Origin of the sequence: Roseivirga sp. UBA1976, from assembly GCF_002336325.1 — a bacterium.
Classification (GTDB): Bacteria; Bacteroidota; Bacteroidia; order Cytophagales; family Cyclobacteriaceae; genus Roseivirga; species Roseivirga thermotolerans.
Genome location: NZ_DDDQ01000089.1, coordinates 1 through 20,874 on the forward strand (window position 1 = coordinate 1; position 20,874 = coordinate 20,874).

23 protein-coding genes are annotated in these 20,874 nt (G+C 43.3%); 14 read left to right on the forward strand and 9 right to left on the reverse strand.

Annotated elements, in window-relative coordinates:
* From B3763_RS08570 to B3763_RS08600, 7 genes are all read left to right on the forward strand, one after another.
* Nucleotides 1–992: tetratricopeptide repeat protein (locus B3763_RS08570; RefSeq protein ID WP_286745704.1), on the forward strand; the 992-nt coding region annotated here is incomplete at its 5' end.
* Between the two features lie 88 nt (nt 993–1,080).
* Nucleotides 1,081–1,593 (forward strand): RNA polymerase sigma factor, encoded by a 513-nt coding sequence (locus B3763_RS08575; RefSeq protein ID WP_189629741.1) that lies wholly within the window; start codon nt 1,081–1,083, stop codon nt 1,591–1,593.
* Nucleotides 1,583–2,131 carry a hypothetical protein gene (locus tag B3763_RS08580; protein WP_286745707.1) on the forward strand — a complete coding sequence of 183 codons (549 nt, stop codon included), beginning with the start codon at nt 1,583–1,585 and terminating at the stop codon, nt 2,129–2,131. Before B3763_RS08575 ends, B3763_RS08580 begins: the two co-directional genes overlap by 11 nt.
* 12 nt (nt 2,132–2,143) lie before the next feature.
* Nucleotides 2,144–2,677: a DUF4252 domain-containing protein gene (locus tag B3763_RS08585; RefSeq protein WP_189629743.1), complete on the forward strand. Its 534-nt coding sequence runs from the start codon at nt 2,144–2,146 to the stop codon at nt 2,675–2,677.
* Nucleotides 2,678–2,855: 178 nt separating this feature from the next.
* Nucleotides 2,856–3,398, forward strand: a complete 543-nt coding sequence (locus B3763_RS08590; RefSeq protein WP_286745710.1) for a DUF4252 domain-containing protein — start codon at nt 2,856–2,858, stop codon at nt 3,396–3,398.
* 21 nt (nt 3,399–3,419) lie between these two features.
* Nucleotides 3,420–4,325, forward strand: a complete 906-nt coding sequence (locus B3763_RS08595; protein WP_189629745.1) for an ABC transporter ATP-binding protein — start codon at nt 3,420–3,422, stop codon at nt 4,323–4,325.
* Nucleotides 4,322–5,134 carry an ABC transporter permease gene (locus tag B3763_RS08600; protein ID WP_189629746.1) on the forward strand — a complete coding sequence of 271 codons (813 nt, stop codon included), beginning with the start codon at nt 4,322–4,324 and terminating at the stop codon, nt 5,132–5,134. Before B3763_RS08595 ends, B3763_RS08600 begins: the two co-directional genes overlap by 4 nt.
* A gap of 60 nt (nt 5,135–5,194) precedes the next feature.
* On the opposite strand, the gene B3763_RS08605 is transcribed toward B3763_RS08600, so the two are convergent.
* Nucleotides 5,195–6,715: a BCCT family transporter gene (locus B3763_RS08605; protein WP_286745712.1), complete on the reverse strand. Its 1,521-nt coding sequence runs from the start codon at nt 6,713–6,715 to the stop codon at nt 5,195–5,197.
* Between the two features lie 73 nt (nt 6,716–6,788).
* Here B3763_RS08605 and B3763_RS08610 point away from each other — a divergent pair, with 73 nt between their 5' ends.
* The gene (locus tag B3763_RS08610; protein WP_286745714.1) at nt 6,789–7,337 is read left to right on the forward strand and encodes a DinB family protein; all 549 of its coding nucleotides are present in this window, start codon (nt 6,789–6,791) and stop codon (nt 7,335–7,337) included.
* Between the two features lie 3 nt (nt 7,338–7,340).
* Here B3763_RS08610 and B3763_RS08615 read toward each other — a convergent pair whose 3' ends face one another.
* The 3 genes from B3763_RS08615 to B3763_RS08625 form a co-directional block, all read right to left on the reverse strand.
* Entirely contained in the window at nt 7,341–7,742 is a 402-nt protein-coding gene (locus B3763_RS08615; protein WP_286745716.1) for a response regulator, read from the reverse strand.
* Between the two features lie 3 nt (nt 7,743–7,745).
* The gene (locus tag B3763_RS08620) at nt 7,746–9,050 is read right to left on the reverse strand and encodes a sensor histidine kinase (protein WP_286745718.1); all 1,305 of its coding nucleotides are present in this window, start codon (nt 9,048–9,050) and stop codon (nt 7,746–7,748) included.
* Between the two features lie 169 nt (nt 9,051–9,219).
* Nucleotides 9,220–10,350, reverse strand: a complete 1,131-nt coding sequence (locus B3763_RS08625) for a lycopene cyclase family protein (protein WP_286745720.1) — start codon at nt 10,348–10,350, stop codon at nt 9,220–9,222.
* Between the two features lie 145 nt (nt 10,351–10,495).
* On the opposite strand from B3763_RS08625, the gene B3763_RS08630 reads away from it, so the two are divergent.
* Nucleotides 10,496–11,341, forward strand: coding sequence for a hypothetical protein (locus tag B3763_RS08630; protein WP_286745722.1), 846 nt, complete (start codon nt 10,496–10,498; stop codon nt 11,339–11,341).
* 29 nt (nt 11,342–11,370) lie between these two features.
* Here B3763_RS08630 and B3763_RS08635 read toward each other — a convergent pair whose 3' ends face one another.
* On the reverse strand, nt 11,371–12,636 hold the full coding sequence (locus B3763_RS08635) for an asparagine synthetase B (RefSeq protein ID WP_286745724.1): 1,266 nt from the start codon (nt 12,634–12,636) through the stop codon (nt 11,371–11,373).
* A 115-nt stretch (nt 12,637–12,751) separates the two neighbouring features.
* Here B3763_RS08635 and B3763_RS08640 point away from each other — a divergent pair, with 115 nt between their 5' ends.
* Nucleotides 12,752–13,987 (forward strand): ABC transporter permease, encoded by a 1,236-nt coding sequence (locus B3763_RS08640; protein WP_189629753.1) that lies wholly within the window; start codon nt 12,752–12,754, stop codon nt 13,985–13,987.
* 121 nt (nt 13,988–14,108) lie between these two features.
* Complete coding sequence (locus B3763_RS08645) at nt 14,109–14,489, forward strand: hypothetical protein (RefSeq protein WP_286745727.1); 381 nt, start codon at nt 14,109–14,111, stop codon at nt 14,487–14,489.
* On the opposite strand, the gene rsmG is transcribed toward B3763_RS08645, so the two are convergent.
* From rsmG to B3763_RS08660, 3 genes are all read right to left on the reverse strand, one after another.
* The gene (rsmG, locus tag B3763_RS08650) at nt 14,483–15,109 is read right to left on the reverse strand and encodes a 16S rRNA (guanine(527)-N(7))-methyltransferase RsmG (protein ID WP_189629755.1); all 627 of its coding nucleotides are present in this window, start codon (nt 15,107–15,109) and stop codon (nt 14,483–14,485) included. The two genes, B3763_RS08645 and rsmG, sit on opposite strands and share 7 nt — an antisense overlap.
* Nucleotides 15,110–15,195: 86 nt before the next feature.
* Nucleotides 15,196–15,804, reverse strand: coding sequence for an RNA polymerase sigma factor (locus tag B3763_RS08655; RefSeq protein WP_286745730.1), 609 nt, complete (start codon nt 15,802–15,804; stop codon nt 15,196–15,198).
* On the reverse strand, nt 15,795–16,862 hold the full coding sequence (locus B3763_RS08660; RefSeq protein ID WP_286745732.1) for a glycosyltransferase: 1,068 nt from the start codon (nt 16,860–16,862) through the stop codon (nt 15,795–15,797). Before B3763_RS08660 ends, B3763_RS08655 begins: the two co-directional genes overlap by 10 nt.
* Before the next feature lie 105 nt (nt 16,863–16,967).
* Between B3763_RS08660 and tgt the strand changes: the two genes are divergently transcribed.
* Genes tgt through B3763_RS08675 form a run of 3 tightly spaced genes read left to right on the forward strand, consistent with a single transcriptional unit; the run spans nt 16,968 to nt 20,106 of the window.
* Nucleotides 16,968–18,098 carry a tRNA guanosine(34) transglycosylase Tgt gene (gene tgt / locus B3763_RS08665; protein ID WP_286745734.1) on the forward strand — a complete coding sequence of 377 codons (1,131 nt, stop codon included), beginning with the start codon at nt 16,968–16,970 and terminating at the stop codon, nt 18,096–18,098.
* Nucleotides 18,095–19,177, forward strand: coding sequence for an LptF/LptG family permease (locus tag B3763_RS08670; protein WP_348655148.1), 1,083 nt, complete (start codon nt 18,095–18,097; stop codon nt 19,175–19,177). Before tgt ends, B3763_RS08670 begins: the two co-directional genes overlap by 4 nt.
* Complete coding sequence (locus B3763_RS08675) at nt 19,177–20,106, forward strand: DMT family transporter (RefSeq protein ID WP_189629759.1); 930 nt, start codon at nt 19,177–19,179, stop codon at nt 20,104–20,106. The genes B3763_RS08670 and B3763_RS08675 overlap by 1 nt, the downstream gene beginning before the upstream one ends.
* On the opposite strand, the gene B3763_RS08680 is transcribed toward B3763_RS08675, so the two are convergent.
* Nucleotides 20,090–20,845, reverse strand: a complete 756-nt coding sequence (locus B3763_RS08680; protein WP_286745736.1) for a M23 family metallopeptidase — start codon at nt 20,843–20,845, stop codon at nt 20,090–20,092. The genes B3763_RS08675 and B3763_RS08680 overlap by 17 nt on opposite strands.
* Nucleotides 20,846–20,874: the final 29 nt, after the last annotated feature.

Below are 20,874 nucleotides of genomic sequence, written 5' to 3' on the forward strand. Positions count from 1 at the left end.
TAGTGAGTCTATTAGTGGCTTGCGACTCTGATCAAGACAAGGCGGGTAGGTTTTTCATTAAAGGAAACGAAGCTTTGAATCAGGGGCAGTACAACGAAGCCGTACGTTATTATACAGAAGCCATTGCTCTGGCACCTTCTATGAAAGAAGCCTATAATAACCGTGGTGTGGCCTATTACAAAGATGGTCGCTATGCGGAGGCTATTAATGATTACAGCTATGCGTTGGTACAGATAGATGAACACTATGCCGATGCCATTCGCAACAGGGCCAATGCCTACCTGGCCGACCACCGGCATAGCAAGGCCATAGAAGACCTAAACAGGCTACAACGCATTTATCCAGACTCCTCATTTGTCTATTTCACCAAAGGCATTGCGCTGCACGAAGATAAGGCCTATGCTGAGGCAATCGATGCATTCGAAAAGGCCCTCACAATGCAACCGAACGATGCAGAAGCCATGGTGAACCAGGCCAACAGTTTTTATATGCTTCAGGAATTTGAGCAGGCAGAGCAGTTGTTGAACAGAGCCGAGTCTATTGACGCATCGGAACCCAATATCTATAACACCCGAGGTCTCATAGCCATGGAAAAGAAGGAGTATAGTAATGCACTCAACTGGTTTAACATAGCTCTAAGAATGGATCCGGGCAATGCGTATTACTTGAACAACAGAGGGTATCTATACCTTCAGATGAACCGTATAAGTGCAGCAGAAGAAGATTTGCGCAGAGCAATAATTGGTGCGCCAAACAACGCATGGGCTTACAGAAACAGAGGTTACTACTTTCACTTAAATAAGCGATACGAAGATGCCATTCGTAACTTTGAATTAGCCGCTAAAATGGACAATGAAGTACCCTTGCTTCATTTCTATTGGGCCCAAACGCTGCAAAGTCTGAACCGTGGAGAAGAGGCTTGTGAGATTTTATCTCGTGAAACCACCACTTTACCCGAGGTTGAAGACCTGCGTCAGCAAGTTTGCCGATAGCCCGATTTGGCTGTATATTCAGATATCCAATATTTTTTTTCATGCCTGTGTTAACATCGGTACATCACATGGCGTCTCACTTTTGATTATGGATGTATCGCGCTTCAAAGCAGAGATTTTACCTCTTAAGAATAAACTCTACCGCTTTTCGCTCCACATTGTAAGAGATGAGGAACTGGCGAAAGACGTAGTGCAGGAGAGCCTTATAAAGGTTTGGGAAAAGCGGGAAGAGCTGGGGCAAATTCAAAACATAGAAGCCTGGTGCATGCAAATTACGCGCAACAAGTCGCTCGACAAACTCCGAAGCAAGCACGTAAAGAAGACCGACCTTTTTGAGGTGGAATTCGATACCCGAAAGGAGAGAGATACACCCTTTGTGGTTACGGAAAGAGGCGATTTGATGCAACGAATTATGGAACTGATTGAAAATCTTCCGGACAGGCAAAGAGAAGTAATGCACCTGAGAGATATAGAAGGGTATGCCTATAAGGAGATTGCCGAAATGTTGGGCATAGACATCAATCTGGTAAAAACCAATTTGTTCAGAGCGCGAAGAAAATTAAAAGAGAGCTTAATAAAAGTAGATGCTTATGGACTTTAAGACATCAGAACTAATAAAAAAATATTGGGAGGCAGATACAAGTCTTCAGGAAGAAGAACAACTGAAAAGAGAGTTGCTTTCTGCCACCAACGAAACCGACTGGGAAGAAGAAAAAGCATTATTCGCCCACTTTAAACAAGCCAAAGAAGCAGAACTGGACGATTCGTTCGATCAGGCCCTTCTTGCTGAGATTGACTCTCGTGAAACGGCCGGAACCAGGCAAGTGCAATGGACCGACTATTTTAAGCAGTACTACAAAATTGCGGCCGCAGTGGTAGTGCTTTTGGTTTCAGGAATGCTCTATCAGCAACAACAAAAAGAAGTGGTGGTAGAAGATACTTTTGACAACCCTGAAGTAGCCTATGCCGAGTTGAAAAAGCAGTTACTGATTGTTTCGCATTACCTGAACAAGGGGCAACAAACCGTATCGGAGCTCAACAACCTAAGCAAGGTACCCTCCGAGCTGAAAGACTTTGCCAAAATGAGTGAAGCCTCTGAAGGCCTGGAAATGTTAAGTGAAATGAATGTTGAAAATTAAGTTAGAATGAATATGAAAAAGTTAGTATTAACAATGGTTATGGCTGTGTTTGCTGTAGGAGCAAAGGCACAGACTGATGCGATATCGAAGTACTTTAGCAAGTACGTTTCTGATACTTCCTTTATGCACGTAAACTTTAGCGGTAAAATGTTTCAGATGATTAGTCGTCTGGAAATGGATAACGCTGAAGAGCAAAAAATGATGGAAGAGTCGCTCGGCAAAATTAAGCGCGTGCAGGTGCTGGGGAAAGATAAGAATGTAGACGGAAGAAAAATGTATGCCGAAGCCATTAAACTAGTAGAAGGTAAAGGTTTTGAGGAGCTCATGTCGGTAAGAGAAGATGACAAAGACATCCGTTTCCTTATCAAAGAAAGCAACAATAAAATCGATGAGTTATTTATGGTAATGGGTGGCAAAAACGAGTTTGGCTTGCTAAGCATTGTTGGAGACGGAATCGATTTGAACGCCCTATATAAGCTGTCCAAGAAAATAGGAATGGATGGTTTTGAGGAACTTGAATTCCTGGATCAGCGCAAAGGAAACTAAATTATACCCGAATTGTGGCGGAGCTTTACGATTGGCTCCGTCCCAATTTTTTAAGTCAAAAGCTCACTATTTGGATGTATGAAATGAGCTGAAACCACCCTCCGGAGCCCTGTTTCGGAACTACACTTTTGCGGTTTTAGCAAATTTCATGTGTGCAGACAACACAAAACGATTACACATGAAAAAAATCTTAACCCTTGGTCTATGCCTATGTATGGTAAGTTTTGCCACAGCGCAAAGCAAGCATGTAGAGCGGTTTCGAAAAGACCATAAACCCACCACATCGCTCTTCTTTTATAAGAGTACATTAAAAATGTATGCTCGAATGCAGCAAAGTCTGCAAGGTCAGTTCGATGCTGAAGAGTTTTCAGAAATGCCACAGTTGGCCGAAATGATTGATGGAATAGAAAAAATCAAATTCTTTTTATACGAAGATTGGACGTCTCAGCAAGACAGACAATTGTTTGAAAAGCTGACAGAAGATGTGCGATCAGAAGGCTATGAGGAGCTCATGTCCGGCAGGGTTGAAGGTAATCAAATGAGTGTTTTCATGAAAGAAGGCAGAAGCCGTCCGCAAGGCTTTGTGGTGATTGTGCGAATGGAAACCGGATATAGCATTATAGATATTGAGGGCTATCCTAATGTCAATAAGATCATGAAGCTCTCTAACCTGATCAATAATAGCTCCAATAGCCTCAATCTGTCAGAAGCAATTAAGTAAGGTCAACCTAAAATTCACGATTTGGACACAGTATTATCAATAAAAGGTCTTTCCAAGCACTATGGGAAGATAAAAGCCCTTGATGGCCTCAACCTGGAGGTAAAGAAGGGTAATGTATTTGGCATATTAGGCCCCAACGGAAGTGGAAAAACCACTACACTCGGAATGATTCTGGATGTAATTAACCCCACAGCCGGGCAATTTGAGTGGTTTGGAAAGAAAAGTGGACCTGCTACGCGTAAGCGCATTGGCGCCATACTGGAGCACCCCATTTTCTACCCTTACCTTACCGGTAGGCAAAACCTCATGATTGTTTGCGATATCAAACAAGTACCCTATGAACGGGTAGACGAGGTATTGCTTCAGGTAGGGCTGGAAGAACGCAAAAACTCAAAGTTTAAAACCTATTCTTTGGGTATGAAGCAAAGACTTTCTATTGCTTCTGCTTTGTTGTGCGATCCTGAGGTAATGATTTTGGACGAACCAACCAATGGGCTAGATCCACAGGGTATTGCCGAAATCAGAGACCTGATTATATCCATTGCCAATAGTGGTAAAACCATCATCATTGCCAGTCATTTGCTAGATGAGGTGCAGAAGGTATGTACTCACTTTTGTGTGCTGCAACGAGGCAAACTCATATACAATGGTTTGGTAGAAGATGTGGGCAAAGGAAACCTGAGTGTAGAAGTAAAGGCCGATGATGAGCGACTGGAAGAAGTACTTGGAGCCTGCAATTTACACCTCGAAATGAAAAGGGAGTTAGATAAATACATTCTTACCATGCATGATGGCTACAGTGCAGCCGATGTAAACAAATACCTTTTCGACCACGGTATTACGGCAAAGCACCTAATTGTAAAGACTAAAAGTCTGGAAAAACAGTTCTTAGAAATTCTAAAAGACCAGGAAGGAGGCAAACAATGATACGACTATTAAAAATTGAGCTTAAGAAGGTTTGGCCGAGCCGGGCGTTTCGTTTGCTTTCCATCATGTATATGGTAGCTATGGTAATCATAGCCATGGGCGTAATGCCGTTTTTACGGTGGATGAAGTCTAAGTTTGAAGATTTTGATCTGGACGGAATTGATCCCACCATAATTCCTTTTTATGAGTTCCCCGACATTTGGCAAAACCTTACCAGTGTGGCCATTTGGTTTAAATTACTTTTAGGTTTTAGCCTTGTATTTTCTATTACCAATGAGTTTTCGTACCGAACCATACGCCAAAATGTAATCGATGGACTTAGCAAACATGAGTTTATTCTATCTAAGATTATTATGGCCGGTTTTTTGGCAGCCGCTTCTACAGTAACCCTCTTCGTACTGGGCTTAATTACGGGATTAATGTATTCTACCGAGATTTCTTTTATGCTCATTTTTGAAGACAGCTTTTTTCTGTTGGCCTTTTTTATTCAGCTATTCTCCTTCCTGCTCTTTACTTTGCTCATAGGGGTGCTAATTAAGAAGTCGATTATTGCCATGGGACTGTTGGTTTTCTGGATACTTGCGGTAGAAAACGGGTTCTACATTTACAGCCAGGTAAAGAAGATTGAATGGATCGAATATTTGCTGCCCATAAAGTCAATCAATGCGCTCATACATAATCCTTTTCCCAAGTACGTATTTATGGAAATACAAGACTGGGTTGCCCTGCCCGAACTACTGCTTGTATTAGGGTATGGTGGTTTGTTTTATTGGGCTACTATACGACTGGTGGTAAAGAGAGATCTTTAAGAGACCCTGCTGCCTGCCAGCGGAACAACCTCAACAGCCCTTACCGGTGGTTGAGGTTTTTTATTTCTTTTTATGTTTCAACAGCCAGAAAATGCAACCCAGCGTAATGGCGAGCAATAAGAAGAGAGCAGGTAAACCACCCAGGTTAGAAAGCATTTTTATACCCTCAATTCCGGCCATACTCACCATAATATAGGCTACAAGACCTATGGTAGTGCCCCAAACAATTTTAATAAAAACCGGGGCAGAAGGCGCCTGAGGCGAAATACCGGTCGAACTAATACCACCCATGGCCTCGGTGTTGGAATCGGCAGCCGTTACATATGAAAGAAAAGCTGTGAAAAGAAATATCAAGGCCAGCAGGTCAGACCAGGGTAAAGCATCGAAAATACCATAAATTACCGATTCGGGCCCCAATGAGGTGAGCAAGCCAAGAAGATCGGCCTTTTTACTTAGCTGAAAATGGAGGGCAATACCACTAAAAATACTCATCCAGAGCATTCCGAAAAGAGAAGGTAGCACCCAGTTGAAAAGCATAAACTGGCGAATGGTATAACCTTTGGCAAGCCGCCCTAAAAACAGGGCTGTAATAGGTGCCCAGGCCATCCAGTTGGCCCAGTTAAAGGTTGTCCAGCTTTTAGGCCAGTCGTCATTTGGGTAAAGCACACTAACCACTGTCATTTCAGGGAGCGATTTAAAGTAAATGACCAGAGCCTGGCCCCATTGCGATAGAATGCTTTTAGTGGGGCCAAAGAAAAGTAAGAACAGAGCCAGAATAAGAAATATGCGGGCATTGATGTCCGAAAGCACCCGAATACCTTTCATTAAACCCGATATAGCCGAAAGAGTAAAGCATCCCACTATGAGAAGGGCAATGAACAGCAACAACCAGGGACTTTGATAACCCGTGAGGTTATGAATTCCACCACTAAGGGTTAGTATACCGGCTCCCAAAGAGGCCGCCATTCCAGCAACCAGCGCATAAAGACAAATGCCGTCTATTAACACTCCCAACTTCCCCTTTGGAGTAGCCTTTTGCCAGGGGAAGAGTGTAGACTCCAGGCTGAAGCTTCGTTTTCGGTTATAGAATGCAATCGCGAACATTAGGGCCGGAATACAATAAATGGCATAGGGAGTAAACGTCCAGTGCAGGTACATGTAACTTAGAGCCTCCTGAGCGGCTTTTTCGCTCAAGGCTGGAGTTTCAGAGAAAGCAGGAGGAGAAGAAAAATGAAACAGAGGTTCGGCAGTTCCCCAGAATATGATGCCCGTGGCAATGGTGGTACACAATACAATAGAGAACCAGCGCCACTTGCTGAGAAAGGGTTCCGCATGCTCACCACCAATTTTATGCTTTCCCAGGGGGTGAAAGCATATTACGAGGCAACAGAGTAGCATAAGACCGGTGGTTATACTGAACAGCCATCCGAAACGAGAAATGATGAGGTCATTGATGCGGCTGGTAGTTTCAAGAAAACCCTCCGCATCTGCAAGACTATAGACAAGAGCTGCGAGAAGGAGGAGAAAGGGAGGCCAGAAAACCTGATGACGAAAATTGGAAAACAATCGATTAATTCTCAACGGTGTTCAGTATATCAGTTATTTTTGAAAGTAAACCATTCTTTATCGTTAAACAAACTATCGGCTATTGGCCATGAAAGCACTGCATACTTCCCTATTCTTTCTTTTTTTTACTGCCCTCAGTGCTCAGGACTTACCTTACAGGTCTATCCCTGATGTGCCTGAAGGGCTTTATGCCCAGCAGGCAATGGCACGAATGGTCGATGGTCTGGGGTTTAGGTTTTATTGGGCCTCTGAGTCGCTAAGGCCAGAAGATCTTGCTTTTGGGCCTGAAGGAGAGGGGCGAAATGTAATGCAGACTATTCAGCATATTTATGGCCTTTCTGTCTTTACAATGACCTCTTTAGATAAAACTTTTGAAGCACCCAAGGCAGCCGATACCTATGAGGAGCTTCGTACCCAAACCCTTCATCTGATCAAGGCTATATCTGATAAGTTGCAGCGAATGGATAATGCTTCACTGCAAAAGGTAGAAGTGAATGGACTGCCCTTTTGGTACTTGATTAATGGCCCGATTGCCGATGCCATATACCATACCGGTCAGATAGTGCTGCTGAGAAGGATGTCTGGTAACCCCACAAACCCAAAAGTGAGTGTGCTAAGGGGAGTAGTGGGCAATTAAGTATTAGAAGTTCTTATCGATAATTTTTTTGAGTATTTCTTCTGTAAGAGGTTTGTGAATAAAGCCCTCTACTTTGGTGCTTTTGGATTTTTCAAGATCATCGGGGTTGAGCGATGTGGTGAGCATTACAATAATCACTTTGGCCTTTTGGTCAATGTGTAGCTTTTCGTAGTGCTCCAAAAACTGCCAGCCGTTCATGCCGGGCATGTTTATATCTAAAAAAATTAGATCGGGTTGCGGATATTCTCCGTTTTCTGATGACTTCAAGAACTCCAGAGCTTCCATGCCGCTTTTAGCTACCACACAGCGTTCGCAACATTCGGCCTCTTCAACAACCATTGAGTTCAGAAAATTGGTGGCAGCATCATCGTCAACCAACAGGATGCATTTTAGCTTCTTTTCCATAGACTATAAATTAGGAATGTTAAAAAAGAAGGTAGATCCCTCATTTGGGGTCGATTCTACCCAGATATTACCACCGTGCAACTCCACTATCTTTTTGCAATGCGACAGGCCGATACCGGTACCCGGATATTCACTTTGGTTGTACAAACGTTGAAAAATGACAAAAATCTGATCCTGATACTGTTTGTCAATACCTATGCCATTGTCTTCTATAGAGAAAGTCCAGCCATTGTTGGGTTTGGCCGAAACGACCACACGGGGTGGAACGTCTTTTCTTCTGAATTTTATGGCATTGGCTATCAGGTTTTGAAAAAGTACTCTTAGCTCTGTTTCGTAGGCGTTAATTATAGGCAAGTCGTTAATAATAAGCTCTCCGTCTACTTCCTCAATAGAGGTTTTCATGTCTTTCTTTACGGCCTTTACCAGCTTAATACAGTCAACCGATTTGAGTTGTTTGTTTTTTCCAATCCTGCCATACTCTAACAGACCTTTTACCAGGTTGCGCATGCGGTTAGATGAATCGGAGACAAATGAAAGCAGCTTGTTTCCTTTGGCGTCCAGTGTATCGGCATAGTCCTTTTTCAGCTTTTCTGACAGGTCTATAATGGTGCGTAAGGGTTCTTGCAGATCGTGAGAGGCTACGTAAACAAATTGCTCTATTTCCTGATTTTGTCTTTGGAGTGAAGAAACAGCCCTTCTCAGCTTACGTTCGGCCAATTCGGCCTGCTTGGTTTTTTCGGCTAAATCGTGATTAACGTACTGAAGTTCAAAGATAATGCTGGTTAGCTTGGCCATGCCTTCCAGATACTCCTGGTCATGCTCGTCAAAATCACCTTCGAATCGGTCGCTAAGTTGTAAAACACCCACAACTTCACCATTGGGTCGTTTTACAGGTGATGCCAGCCAGCCAGGCATAGGAGGATGCTCCAGCCCACGGGCATCTTTAAGTTCGCTAAAGCGTTTGAACATAGGGTGGCTGTAGAGTTCTTCTTCCGTAAATCTCACCGACTTCCTTTGGTCAATAACCAAGCGCCAGATCCCCTTGCCCGTGGGCATTACGTCATAGGAATTATATTTTTCGTACTTACTCGAGAAGCTATGGGTATGGACTGCCCGCTGAAAATCTCCGTCTGGTATAAAGCTTACCGCTGATTGATGAGCTCCAATCGATGTTCTTATCTCTTGGGCGATGTCGTACAAGACATCGGCAAAAGACTTGTCATGAGCCAAGCTCAGCGTGGTGTTTATATTAAGTACCAGCTTTGCTTTTGACTCACGAGAATCAGATGTGCCCAAAGAACTAAACATAGACAATTCTTACGTCTAAAAACTTTAATGGATTAATGTAATTACATATTAATTTACATATAAAATCATATAAATCAATATATGTAAATATTATTCTTTGATATGTTAAGAAGAATATTTCTTCGAAGATCTGTGAAGATAGACGTATACGGGGTTCTGTTTATACGTCTTAGTCAACATATTGTTTTAAAAAGTTCTTCCCAAAATTCAATAATGGGGTGGAGGCCATAATTTTCAATTCTTCTAAAAGCCCCGTCTCTTCATCGAGAAATTTAAACATTGTGTGCAGTCCATTTTTTCTGAAAAGAGATCCGAAAATTTCTTCACCGGTATATTTTCCTTCGGCTAAAACCCTCAATAGAGTGGCGTCATAGGCTTTGAATCGGGAGGTTTGGTAGGGTAGATGGCTGTCGGGTGCTTTTCCCTTTTTCAGGTTTTCTACCATGGCTTGGAGTATTTGCTGTCCGCGCAGAAATGTGTAGCCCGTAGAGGCCTTGGCAAAGCCTCCGTTAATGCCAATGTTATAGACGTTTTCACTTTGTTTGATCACGAAGCGATGATCCGTCATTGGAATTACACCAAACTCTTCCTCAGCAATGGTGTAACCTTCAATACCTAATTGTTTAATGTAGCTCTTCAAACCCAGTGTATATTCTGTTTCAGAAAGCATTGCAGGGCTAAATAGGGTATATTCAACAAGAGCCCTTTTGCTGCTGAAAGGCAGCACGTAGCCAAAGCGACAATCGCCTTGTTGGTCTACCGAAAAATCCATGTAGGTGGCTGTGTCTGGCAGAAAACTGTCTGATGCAGTTTCAATTACCCACCCTTTAAAGTGCTGTAAAAGAGTAGTGGAGGCTTCTTTTTGGAGCGCGTTAAGGTTGAAAATGCTGGAAAAAACCAATTGTCCTTTATACTCAGAAGAGTCAGTTTTAACCACTCCGTTTGGGCTTATTTGTTCCACCGTTTCCTGTACCCAGACTACTTGCGGCACATTTAGGTTTTCTTTCATGAAGGCATAGAAGTCTATTGCCCGAATCATCTTATAGGAATATGGAGCGAGAGCATAGGTTTTATGCCACTTTGAGGTAGCTACTCTGGCGTTTGCCCATGTTTTGAACACCAGTTGCTCCAGCAGGTTTTGGCCTTTTTGCCAAAAGCACCAGGTGCGGTCGTTGGTGCTTTTTGAGTCTTTTTCGATTATAAGTATGCTTTTTTGCTTATCTTCGAAACCCGTCAGCAGATAAGCCAGGGTTAATCCGGCTGCCCCACCTCCGGCTATTATATAATCGAACTGCTTCATTAGATCAAACTTAATAGAATAACTGCTATTCTCTCTTTTTGATTTAAATGCTTTTTAAACGACTGTAAGACTGTGTGATAAAGGGTTTTTGGGGAACCTCTTTATGTAAAACTTTTTAAATTGGCGGCCAACTGGGAGACCACGAATGACTAAAACACCTGTCATATGCCTTATGGTACTGTGCCTGCTATCTTCTTGCGGGATACAAATGATATGCCCTGCTTACCATTCTTCCTTTGTGCTGGATGAAGATCACCAGCGTGATCTTTACTCTCTGTTTACTGTAGTGGATGGTGATACCGTGCCCAAGCGTCCTTACGGATTTAAGTACAAAGCAGAAGGTGATAGCATGATGGAAAAGTTTATCAAAGGTACGGAAGGTAAAGGGTTTAGAGTACAGACCGGCAGGGTGCATTCTTTAGAAAAGGCCGGTTTTACCTATGAAAACCGGGTGAAAGAAAAACTGTGGGTGAAGATTTTTTCCGGTCGGGAAAAACCTGTTCTTGAAAACCCTTATCTGTTCGACCGTATTACCAAAAAGCGACCGTTCTATAAACTCGACCAGTTGGAGACCGAGCTGGTTCACTTTAACAGTGCCGCCTACGATAGTCTGGTGCGAGCAACTATCAATCGTGGAGATACTGCAGCTTACGATCGTTTAATGCAGGAGTATAATGCGCTACCTCCGGCTATACAGGCACAACATGCCCCGCTTCTCAGAGGAGGGTTCAATGTGGAGCAAGATGAATACGACAAGCGTTACAAAGATTACTTTCTGGAACTGCCCGAGCCCCCAGCACCCATAGACAGTAGTTTGTTAAAAGCTCAACAGCCCGACACCCTTGCTACCGATACAACCTCCAAAAAGGGAATTTTAGGGCTGTTCAAAAAGAAAGGGAATGAGAGTGAAGAAAAGCCGCCTAAAAAAGAGCGCAAGCGCGATCGGAAGAATAACGATGAAGGTATCTTGAATGAAGATGATGATAATTAAAACTTCCGTTTCGGGGGGCGACTTTGTACTTAGGTCTTCCGTTTTTTCTTTTTAGCAGCCGGAAATAGAATATTGTTTAGAATAAGCCTGTAGCCGGGCGAATTAGGGAAAAGGTTAAGATCGGTCGGTTCTTCACCTACCCGATGCTGATAATCTTCCGGGTCGTGTCCTCCGTAAAAAGTCCAGAATCCCTTGCCATAGATGCCGTGAATGTATTTGTCTTCATTGGCTGCAATTGTTTCGCCCATTACTACCACATCTGGTTTTACTACCCGTTTCTTAAATGACGTGGTTTGTCCGTAAAACCCTTTAATGAGATTGGTATGGTTTTGTGTGAGCATAGTTGGCACCGGATCCCACTTGGCTGAAAACTGAAAGAGCTTAAAGTAATCATTGCCCTCGTTGAGCGAGCGTTGTCTGCGGGCATCCGTGTTGTCTATATCGGAAAATTCATACTCCAGTGGATTGGTTTTGAGCTTAAAGTTTTCGAAGGCCAGCGTTTGTGTAAAGTCAAACCTTCGCTCTGCCCCCGGCTCGGCAGGGTCGCCATCGTACATAGACTCTATAAAGTCTACTCCATTGGCTGCCAGGGCAATGTCGAAAGAGTCGGTGGCCGAGCACATGGCAAACAGAAAGCCCCCTCCGGCCACAAATGCCCTGATTTTTTGAGCAATGGCCAATTTGAGTTGAGAAACTTTTGCAAAGCCATGCTTTTTGGCCGAAGCTTCATAGTCTTTCTGCTGCTGAATATACCACGAGTAGTTTTTAAAGGTGGCATAGAACTTTCCGTACTGACCCGTAAAATCTTCGTGGTGTAAGTGTAACCAATCGTATGAGGTTAGTTCATCGTTCATGAGTTCATCATCATAAACCACATCGTAAGGAATTTCTGCATAGGTCAGGGCCAGTGTTACGGCATCGTCCCAGGGCATTTTGCTTTTGGGTGAGTAAACGGCAATTTTGGGCACCTTCTCCAGCCGCATCATATCCATGTTGCTCGAAGGAGAGGAGAGGAGTTGCTCCAGCTTGAGGGCATCGGCATCAGAAATTACCTGATAGCTCACTCCCCTTACCACCAGTTCATTTTCAATGCCCGTTCGGGCGGGCAGTAAAAAACTTCCTCCCCTGTAATTTAACATCCAGTCAATTGGTTCGTCTTGACTTAAAACCCAATAGGCAATTCCATAAGCTTTGAGGTGGTTGGTCTGGCTTTCGTCCATAGGAACCAATATCTTATTGGCAAAACCAGTGATTGTAAAAAGGCAGAAGAGAAAGGTGAAAACTAGTTTCTTCATAGCGAACAAGATATTAAACCGTTTAGCTGTGGAATCGTTCAATTTACGTATTAGTTGCTAAAACTTGACCAGTGGTCAATTACATTTATAACGAGGTTAGACTCAAGTATTACGCATGAATTTAAGACAAAACATCTCCGAAGGCATTAGCTCCATAAAAGCCAACATTCTCCGAACTGTCCTTACCGGACTCATCATTGCCATTGGTATTACTTCTCTGGTAGGTATGCTCACGGCTGTAGATGGCATTAAAAGTGAAATTGATGCCAGCTTATCCAACCTGGGAGCTAATAGTTTCGATATTAATTCTCGTTTTTCCGGCCGAAGAAACCAGAATGGTAGAAAGGAGAAGTCTTATGAGCCCATTCGCTTTACAGAGGCCAACCGCTTCAAAGAAACTTTTGAGTTTCCTTCTACCACTACAGTTTATACCCGTGTGAGTGGTATTGCGGAAATAAAGTATGGTAGCAAAACCACCAACCCGAATATTTCGGTTACGGGAGGCGATGAAAACTACATAGCTATAAAGGGTATTAATATTGAGCGCGGTAGAAATTTCTCTTCGTTGGAAATTCAATATGGAAACTACGTGTGCATTTTGGGTACGGAAGTAGTAAAGGCCCTTTTCGAAGCCAATGAAGACCCGCTCAACCAACAAGTGAAGTTTTACGGCAACAATTACCGGGTAATCGGAATTTTGGAAGAAAAAGGAGGTTTTGGTGGCGATACGGAAGAAGATAGAAACATTATCATTCCGCTACAGAATGCCAAACGACTGGATAGAAGAGGCTCTATGCGCTTCAATATTACTACCATGATCCAGAACCCTGAAGATATTGAGTATGCCATGGGTGAAGCCACCGGTTTAATGCGTCAGATTAGGGGCGATAGAATAGGAGAAGAAGACTCTTTCGAAGTAGAAAGGAGCGACTCGGTAACAGAAGCCCTTGATAACATTACCAATGGCATGCGAATGGCCGGATTTGGTATAGGTGCTGTAACCCTGTTGGGAGCGGCTATTGGCCTAATGAATATTATGATGGTTTCGGTAACCGAGAGAACCCGTGAAATAGGGATTAGAAAGGCTCTTGGAGCTACTCCAAAGCGCATACTGCAACAGTTTCTTATTGAGTCGGTAGTAATTTGCCAAATGGGCGGTATTGCAGGAGCTGTTCTCGGCATTATTGTAGGGAACATTCTGGCCAAGTTATTAGGAGGAGCATTTATTATTCCGTGGCTGTGGATTACCGTAGGTCTGATTATTTGTGTTGTAGTAGGAGTTATTTCCGGTTACATTCCTGCCAAGCGAGCTGCCGCTATGGATCCTATTGAGTCGCTTCGCTTTGAGTAAGAAGCTTTCAGATGGTGGGCATTAGAACGAAAGCATTGGTTTACAAAGGTCTGCCATACTTATCGGATTGACACCTATTGGTAATTGCGGCATACAATATTTAAATTGAAAAGAAAAAGCCATGAATCTCACCGATCCTGTTCACAAAAAAGTCATTGGTATCATTTTCATTATCTTCAGTGCTTTTGGTCTTCTGAGTATTCTGTTTTACGATCAGTTTATGGATTTTATCATTCGAATGGCTGCGCAAGATGGAGATATGCCTCCGGAAGCTGCATGGATTTTCGATTTCATCAGCTCCTTACTTTGGGGGATAGCCCTTATTTTCTTCATTCCTCGAATTATTATTGGGATAGGGCTTGTTAATCAACGTAAGTGGGCCGAAGTTCCGGCTTTGGTATATGGCATAATAAGCCTTATCAATATTCCTATTGGTACCCTACTGGGAGTCTATTGCATTTTGGTGCTAACGGCCAAAAAAAGGGCAGAAGAAGACTACTGAGCCGGTATATAGACCACTTTCTTGGTCTCGAAGAACTCTTCTTTAAAGTGCTCTGAAAGTGCATATGTTTTTATACGCTTCAACTTAGACTCCTTTAGTTCTTCATCCAACTCGCCCCCTTTTAGGTACAGGATACCGTTTTTGAGGGAGTGGTTAGACTGCTTCATAAACTTGTCTTTCACCCAGGGATAAAAATTGCCCATACGTGTGACCGCACGGCTCACAACAAAATGGAACTGGCCCTCCACTTGCTCAGCCCTTACGTGCTGACCTTTGACATTTTCAAGGCCCAGGGCTTGGGCTACTTCGTTAACCACTTTGATTTTCTTGCCAATGGAGTCTACCAAAAGAAATTGGCACTCGGGGAAAAGTATGGCCAGCGGAATACCGGGAAAGCCACCTCCTGTGCCTACGTCAAGAATCCGCGTTCCGGGCCTGAAATTCAATACCTTGGCTATACCCAATGAGTGAATCACATGTCGCTCCATGAGGTTCTCAATGTCTTTTCTGGAGACTACGTTGATTTTATCATTCCATTCGGCATATAGACCCGGCAGACGTTCGAACCGTTCTTTTTGCTCTTGGTTCAGGTTGGGAAAGTACTGAAGCAGATTCTTCATGCTGCAAAGATATATGGAATACACATTGACTAGCTCCATTCTTCCAATTTAAAGGGCAGAGGAAGATGCAATGACCGTTGGTGCGATTAGATGTGCTCCTTCTTATTTTTCACCAAATCGTACATGAGCTCTCTGGCACGGTGTAGTTGAGCTTTTACAGTACCTAATGGTGCTCCCAGTTCCTGAGCAATTTCATCGTAGCTCAGTTCATCGAAGTAGCGTAGTTTTACTAACCGCTGATATTTTGCAGGTAGTTTATCTACGAACATATGGACCAGCTCAATTTTTTGAGCCTTTATGGTTTCATCTTGTGGGTTCAGATTTTTATCCTGAACATCAATGGTTACAGCCTCTCCGTTGTCATCGGTAAACGATGTGTTAAGGCTCATGGTGTCAAGCCGCTTTTTGCGAATAAAGTCAATGGTATTGTTAGTGGCTATACGGAACAGCCAGGTAGAGAAAGTAAAGTCTTTTTTAAACTTATGAAGGTTTTTGAAAGCCTTTGCAAAAGCTTCAATGGTCAGGTCTTCGGCATCATCGACATTACGAACCATTTTAAGGATCATATGATAAACCGGTTTCTTATACCGTTTCATAAGATCAGCATAAGCCTGTTCGTCTAGCCCTGAAACTGCTGCGTCAATTAACCTGAAATCTTCTAATGCCTTTTTTGAGAATTGCTTACCTACTTCCATTCAACTTGCTTCGTTGCCAATGCCTTTATGGCGACTAAGGGATAATAAAAACAATAACAAAGATCTAAAAAAGGAAGCAACCAAATTTCTATCTCTGTTTTGAGTTTTTGCCCCAATTGCCTGATGATTGCATAGTTCAACAGACATCTGACGCCAAAGGCCGTCCATATCCATGAGGGGAGTGAACTGGTAGCCAATGCCCAAAAAAACAATCCCCATCCGACCACACAAGATAACGTAAAAATTCCCAAAAGCGTTTGGTCTTTTTTATCATAGTGCTTTCCGGCTGATAAATGTCTGATTTTCTGATGCAAGTATGATTTAAGCGTCTCTTTTGGCGTACTTACAGTGAATGCAGCCGGTTCAATAAGAATTTGTATGGAGTGTGTTTTGCTCAGGTGGCCAACCATTAAATCATCGTCTCCACCTTCTAAATGACCAATCTTTTTTAGAAAATCAAGGTCGTAATGTTGGTGGGTCACCGCCCAGTTTCTTCCCACTCCCATGTAAGGTTTTTTCCACAAGGCAAAGCCCAAATACTGCATAGCTACCCAAAGGGTCTCATACTGAATAAACCGGTTTAGCCAGCCCTTTCTTTTAGCATAAGGCGAGTACCCCAGTACAACCTGATAATCATTCGCCAGAGCGTTACCCATAAGCTGAATCCATTGATCTGAGGCTGGCAGACAATCCACATCGGTAAACAGTAGTTTGGAAAACCGGGCTTTTTGTACTCCACAGAACAATGCATATTTCTTTCCGGTCCAACCGGCAGGTAACGACTCCACATCCACTACGGTCAGGGCCTTCCATTGTTTTTGCCATTCGTTCAGTAGTAAGGCTGACTGGTCTGTAGAACGATCATTTACAACAATTACCTCATACGGATACTCCTGGTCTTGTTCTTTGAGCCTTTGGAGTAACTGATTCAGGTTTTTAGCTTCATTTCGAGCGGCAATAATTACCGATACCCCCTGGTGATTGTCGAACGTTTTTGGGTCTCTATGCCTGATTAATGGAATACCAAGTGCAAGGACAAAACCAGTTTGCACAGCCATACAGATTAAAAATGCAATATCAATGAGGCTCAATGAGGAAAGAATAAACGCTAAAGAAAATAGAATTAAGCAATACTGCTATTTTTGTGGCTTCAAATCAAGTCGATGGAGTTTAAGCTAGTAGCAGAAGATAAGGGGTCGAAGGCAAGAGCAGGGATTGTAACTACCGATCATGGTAGCATAGAAACCCCAATTTTTATGCCTGTGGGTACCGCAGGTACCGTAAAGGCCGTACATCAACGTGAACTACACAATGATGTACAAGCTCAAATTATTTTGGGCAACACCTATCACCTTTATTTGAGACCCGGACTGGATGTAATTGAAGGAGCCGGGGGACTGCATCGTTTCAACGGCTGGGACAAGCCAATTCTTACGGACTCAGGTGGGTATCAGGTGTATTCACTGTCTGGAACCCGAAAGATCAAAGAGGAGGGTGTAACTTTTAAATCACATATCGATGGGTCTAAGCATGTGTTTACCCCAGAAAATGTGATGGATATTCAGCGAACCATTGGGGCTGATATTATCATGGCTTTTGATGAGTGTACTCCTTATCCCTGTGAATATGGATACGCCCGTGAGTCTATGGAAATGACCCACCGTTGGCTAAAGCGTTGTTGTGATAGGTTTGATGCCACCGAGGGTAAATATGGATATTCGCAGACCCTTTTTCCAATAGTACAGGGCAGCACCTTCAAAGATTTACGCATAAAGTCGGCCGAAACAATCGCCTCGTTCGAGAGAGAAGGTAATGCCATAGGAGGGCTTTCTGTAGGGGAGCCTCATGAAATGATGTATGAGCAAACTGAAGTGGTTTGCGATATTCTGCCAAAAGATAAACCCCGATACCTGATGGGGGTAGGCACGCCAGAAAATATACTGGAATGTATAGCTCTGGGGGTAGATATGTTCGACTGTGTAATGCCAACCCGTAATGCACGTAACGGAATGCTGTTTACCTCAGAAGGAATTATTAACATCAGGAACGAAAAGTGGAAGAACGACTACAGCCCCATTGACCCAAATCTTGGTGGCTATGTAGACACTTTTTACAGCAAGGCATATTTAAGACACTTGGTGGTAAGTAAAGAAATTTTGGCTGCGCAAATTGCATCCATTCACAACCTTACCTTTTACCTGTGGCTGGTAAAAGAAGCCAGAAAAGAAATACGAAAAGGCACGTTTATTGATTGGAAAAACCAAATGGTGAAAAAGGTGACCAGACGATTATGATGAGAATTCTCGATAGGTATATTCTCGTTAAGTTTCTGACCACCTTTGTGTTTGTGGTCGGTATACTGGTTTCTATTGTACTCATCATTACCTTCTCTGAGCGCAACGAAAACTTCATTAAAAACGAAGTTCCCACCCGCCTGATCATAGAGTATTTCTTAACCTACGCGCCCTATATAGCGAATCTTATTACCCCTATAACGGTTTTTATTGCTACGGTTTTTGTTACCTCCAAACTGGCCAGTCATACAGAGATTATCGCTATTCTGAGTGGTGGGGTTAGTTATCCGCGTATGCTAAGCCCCTTCTTTTTTGGGTCAGTGATTATTGCCATAACCAGCTTCGTTTTTACCGGTTGGGTTATTCCCGAGGCCAATAAATTCAGGGTCGCATTCGAACAGGCTTATTTTGGTCAGGAGTTCAATTTTTCGGAACGCGATGTGCACTTTAAGGTGAGCCCCACAACTTATGCCTACATTGCCTCATACGACTCGCGTAGAGATATTGCTTTTCGCTTCACGTTGGAAGAAATAAAAGGAACCGATGTTGAGTGGAAGTTTACTGCCCGGCAGGTAAAGTGGGATTCTTTGCAACAAGGATGGGAGGCTTCAGATTGGACTCTCCGTAAATTTTTGCCTATGGGCGAAGACTATAAATACGGAAAGAACAACGACACGCTTCTGAAAATTAACATGAAACCCAGTGATTTTGGTAACCTGAACAGTTTTGAACAAACGCTTACCCTCAATGAACTGGATCAATACATTGCCGACCTTAAAATGAAAGGGGCAGATAATATACCCATATACGTTATTGAGAAGTATGTTCGGTATATGTCGCCTTTCTCGGCTATCATTCTCACCTTCATCGGAGTTATTCTCTCTTCACGCAAAACAAGGGGAGGTGTAGGCTTTCAAATTGCGCTTGGCTTCATGATTGCCTTCATTTATATCATACTCTTTATAGCCGCAAAAAGCAATGCTGAGGCAGGTTCAACCAACCCCTTGCTGGCAGTTTGGATTCCTAATATCATTTTCTCCATTATTGGTGTACTTTTGTACCGTTTTGTCCCAAAATAATGGAATCGGCTTCTTTAAGAGACTTTTTAAAACTCCACTTTATAGTATTTCTCTGGGGGTTTACGGCCATACTTGGCAATGAAATGAGTATCGATTCAACCGATTTGGTTTTGTACCGAACGGGAATAGCAGCACTGGTGCTTTCGGTAGTCATGCGATTCAAAGACAAAACCTTTAAATTCCCTCCCCGAGGGGTTTTTCATTTGTTTCTCACCGGTCTTGTGGTAGCTGCCCATTGGGTTACTTTTTTCGAAGCCGCCAGAGTATCAACTGTATCAGTTTGCCTGGCCGGAATGGCTACTACTACTTTCTGGACCAGTTTGGTAGAGCCGTTATTCAAAAAACAACGCATTCAGCCTTTTCAGGTATTCCTCGGCTTGGTGGTAATATTTGGTTTATACCTCATCTTTAAATTTGAATTCACCCATGCCTACGGCCTTCTTCTGGCCATTATTTCAGCATTTCTGGCAGCTGTTTTTTCGGTGCTCAACTCTAAATTCACCCTAAAGTATCCGCCCTACGGTATTACCTTTTATGAAATGCTTTCGGCAGCAGTAGGGCTGTTATTGTTCATTCCGGTGTACAAAACTTTTGTACTGCACAGCGAAATAATGTATCAATGGCCGGAGCCAAGAGACTGGGTACTTCTCTTGCTTTTAAGTGGGGTTTGTACCGTATATGCCTTTTCGGTTGGAGTGGAGCTTATGAAGCGTATTTCGGCTTTCGTGGTTAACCTAACCATTAATTTGGAGCCTGTGTATGGTATAGTACTGGCCCTGCTTATTTATGGGGAAGATGAGCAAATGAGCACAGGTTTCTACTACGGTACCCTCGTGATTCTTGGAGCTGTTTTGACATATCCGGTCATTAGAAGAATGCAAAGACGCAGGCAGCTCAGCGTTGAAAGCAAGCCTAAAATGGGTGCTTAAAAGCGGTATATAATTCGCCTTCTTGAAGGCTTTGCACTTTGCCCTCTGCAACTTCGAAGCGAACAGGAATAGTGATATATGGCGATTTACCGGTGGTATATACCACAAAGTGGAGATGAGACCCTGAAGCCCAACCGGTAGCCCCTGCGAGAGCTATGGGCTGCCCTTCCAATACTGTATCTCCCAGTGCAACCAAAACACCTCTGTACTTCAGGTGCACGTAGTCTGCCAAGGTTCCATCATCATGCAGAAGGGTCACATAATTTGAGTAGTCGGCACATTCAGAACTTGGGCAGCCTCTTCGAGAGTCTTCTTTTATACGTACCACCACACCCGGTCTGGCTGCCGTTATGGTATCGCCTTCAGGCATCGTAAAGTCCAATGCATTAGAGCCGCGATGGGTTGTTGCTCCGTTATAGCCTTGGCTTAGACGGTAAGATTTGCCTTTGAGAAATGGCAACCGGTAGGTATGGTCATCGTTATGCACGGCCTTGGCGTTGCCTATGGCATAGTTGTAACTGAGTTGATAAGACCATGTCTGATTTTGTGGTTTGGTAATGGAGGTGAGTTTGAGGGCTCGTGTTTTTGGCGGAATTACGTAAAATTCCTCCATATCTTCGGGTAGTTTGGCGTTCACCACTCTCAACTGAAGCGATACTGAAATTGGGAAAAGCTCCTGGTTATCGGCTAGTATCGATACTTCGTTTTCACTGTCCTCTGCAAATATTCTTAGTTCCATATCTACGCTTTGAGCAAACGTCCAGTGTA

Bases quoted from the DNA above. Each gene is read 5' to 3' on its own strand.
- B3763_RS08575 (WP_189629741.1), top strand. From the start codon at position 1,081: ATGGATGTATCGCGCTTCAAAGCAGAGATTTTACCTCTTAAGAATAAA.
- B3763_RS08580 (WP_286745707.1), top strand. From the start codon at position 1,583: ATGGACTTTAAGACATCAGAACTAATAAAAAAATATTGGGAGGCAGAT.
- B3763_RS08585 (WP_189629743.1), top strand. From the start codon at position 2,144: ATGAAAAAGTTAGTATTAACAATGGTTATGGCTGTGTTTGCTGTAGGA.
- B3763_RS08590 (WP_286745710.1), top strand. From the start codon at position 2,856: ATGAAAAAAATCTTAACCCTTGGTCTATGCCTATGTATGGTAAGTTTT.
- B3763_RS08600 (WP_189629746.1), top strand. From the start codon at position 4,322: ATGATACGACTATTAAAAATTGAGCTTAAGAAGGTTTGGCCGAGCCGG.
- B3763_RS08610 (WP_286745714.1), top strand. From the start codon at position 6,789: ATGAAAGCACTGCATACTTCCCTATTCTTTCTTTTTTTTACTGCCCTC.
- B3763_RS08615 (WP_286745716.1), bottom strand. From the start codon at position 7,742: ATGGAAAAGAAGCTAAAATGCATCCTGTTGGTTGACGATGATGCTGCC.
- B3763_RS08620 (WP_286745718.1), bottom strand. From the start codon at position 9,050: ATGTTTAGTTCTTTGGGCACATCTGATTCTCGTGAGTCAAAAGCAAAG.
- B3763_RS08625 (WP_286745720.1), bottom strand. From the start codon at position 10,350: ATGAAGCAGTTCGATTATATAATAGCCGGAGGTGGGGCAGCCGGATTA.
- B3763_RS08630 (WP_286745722.1), top strand. From the start codon at position 10,496: ATGACTAAAACACCTGTCATATGCCTTATGGTACTGTGCCTGCTATCT.
- B3763_RS08635 (WP_286745724.1), bottom strand. From the start codon at position 12,636: ATGAAGAAACTAGTTTTCACCTTTCTCTTCTGCCTTTTTACAATCACT.
- B3763_RS08640 (WP_189629753.1), top strand. From the start codon at position 12,752: ATGAATTTAAGACAAAACATCTCCGAAGGCATTAGCTCCATAAAAGCC.
- B3763_RS08645 (WP_286745727.1), top strand. From the start codon at position 14,109: ATGAATCTCACCGATCCTGTTCACAAAAAAGTCATTGGTATCATTTTC.
- rsmG (WP_189629755.1), bottom strand. From the start codon at position 15,109: ATGAAGAATCTGCTTCAGTACTTTCCCAACCTGAACCAAGAGCAAAAA.
- B3763_RS08655 (WP_286745730.1), bottom strand. From the start codon at position 15,804: ATGGAAGTAGGTAAGCAATTCTCAAAAAAGGCATTAGAAGATTTCAGG.
- B3763_RS08660 (WP_286745732.1), bottom strand. From the start codon at position 16,862: ATGGCTGTGCAAACTGGTTTTGTCCTTGCACTTGGTATTCCATTAATC.
- tgt (WP_286745734.1), top strand. From the start codon at position 16,968: ATGGAGTTTAAGCTAGTAGCAGAAGATAAGGGGTCGAAGGCAAGAGCA.
- B3763_RS08670 (WP_348655148.1), top strand. From the start codon at position 18,095: ATGATGAGAATTCTCGATAGGTATATTCTCGTTAAGTTTCTGACCACC.
- B3763_RS08675 (WP_189629759.1), top strand. From the start codon at position 19,177: ATGGAATCGGCTTCTTTAAGAGACTTTTTAAAACTCCACTTTATAGTA.
- B3763_RS08680 (WP_286745736.1), bottom strand. From the start codon at position 20,845: ATGGAACTAAGAATATTTGCAGAGGACAGTGAAAACGAAGTATCGATA.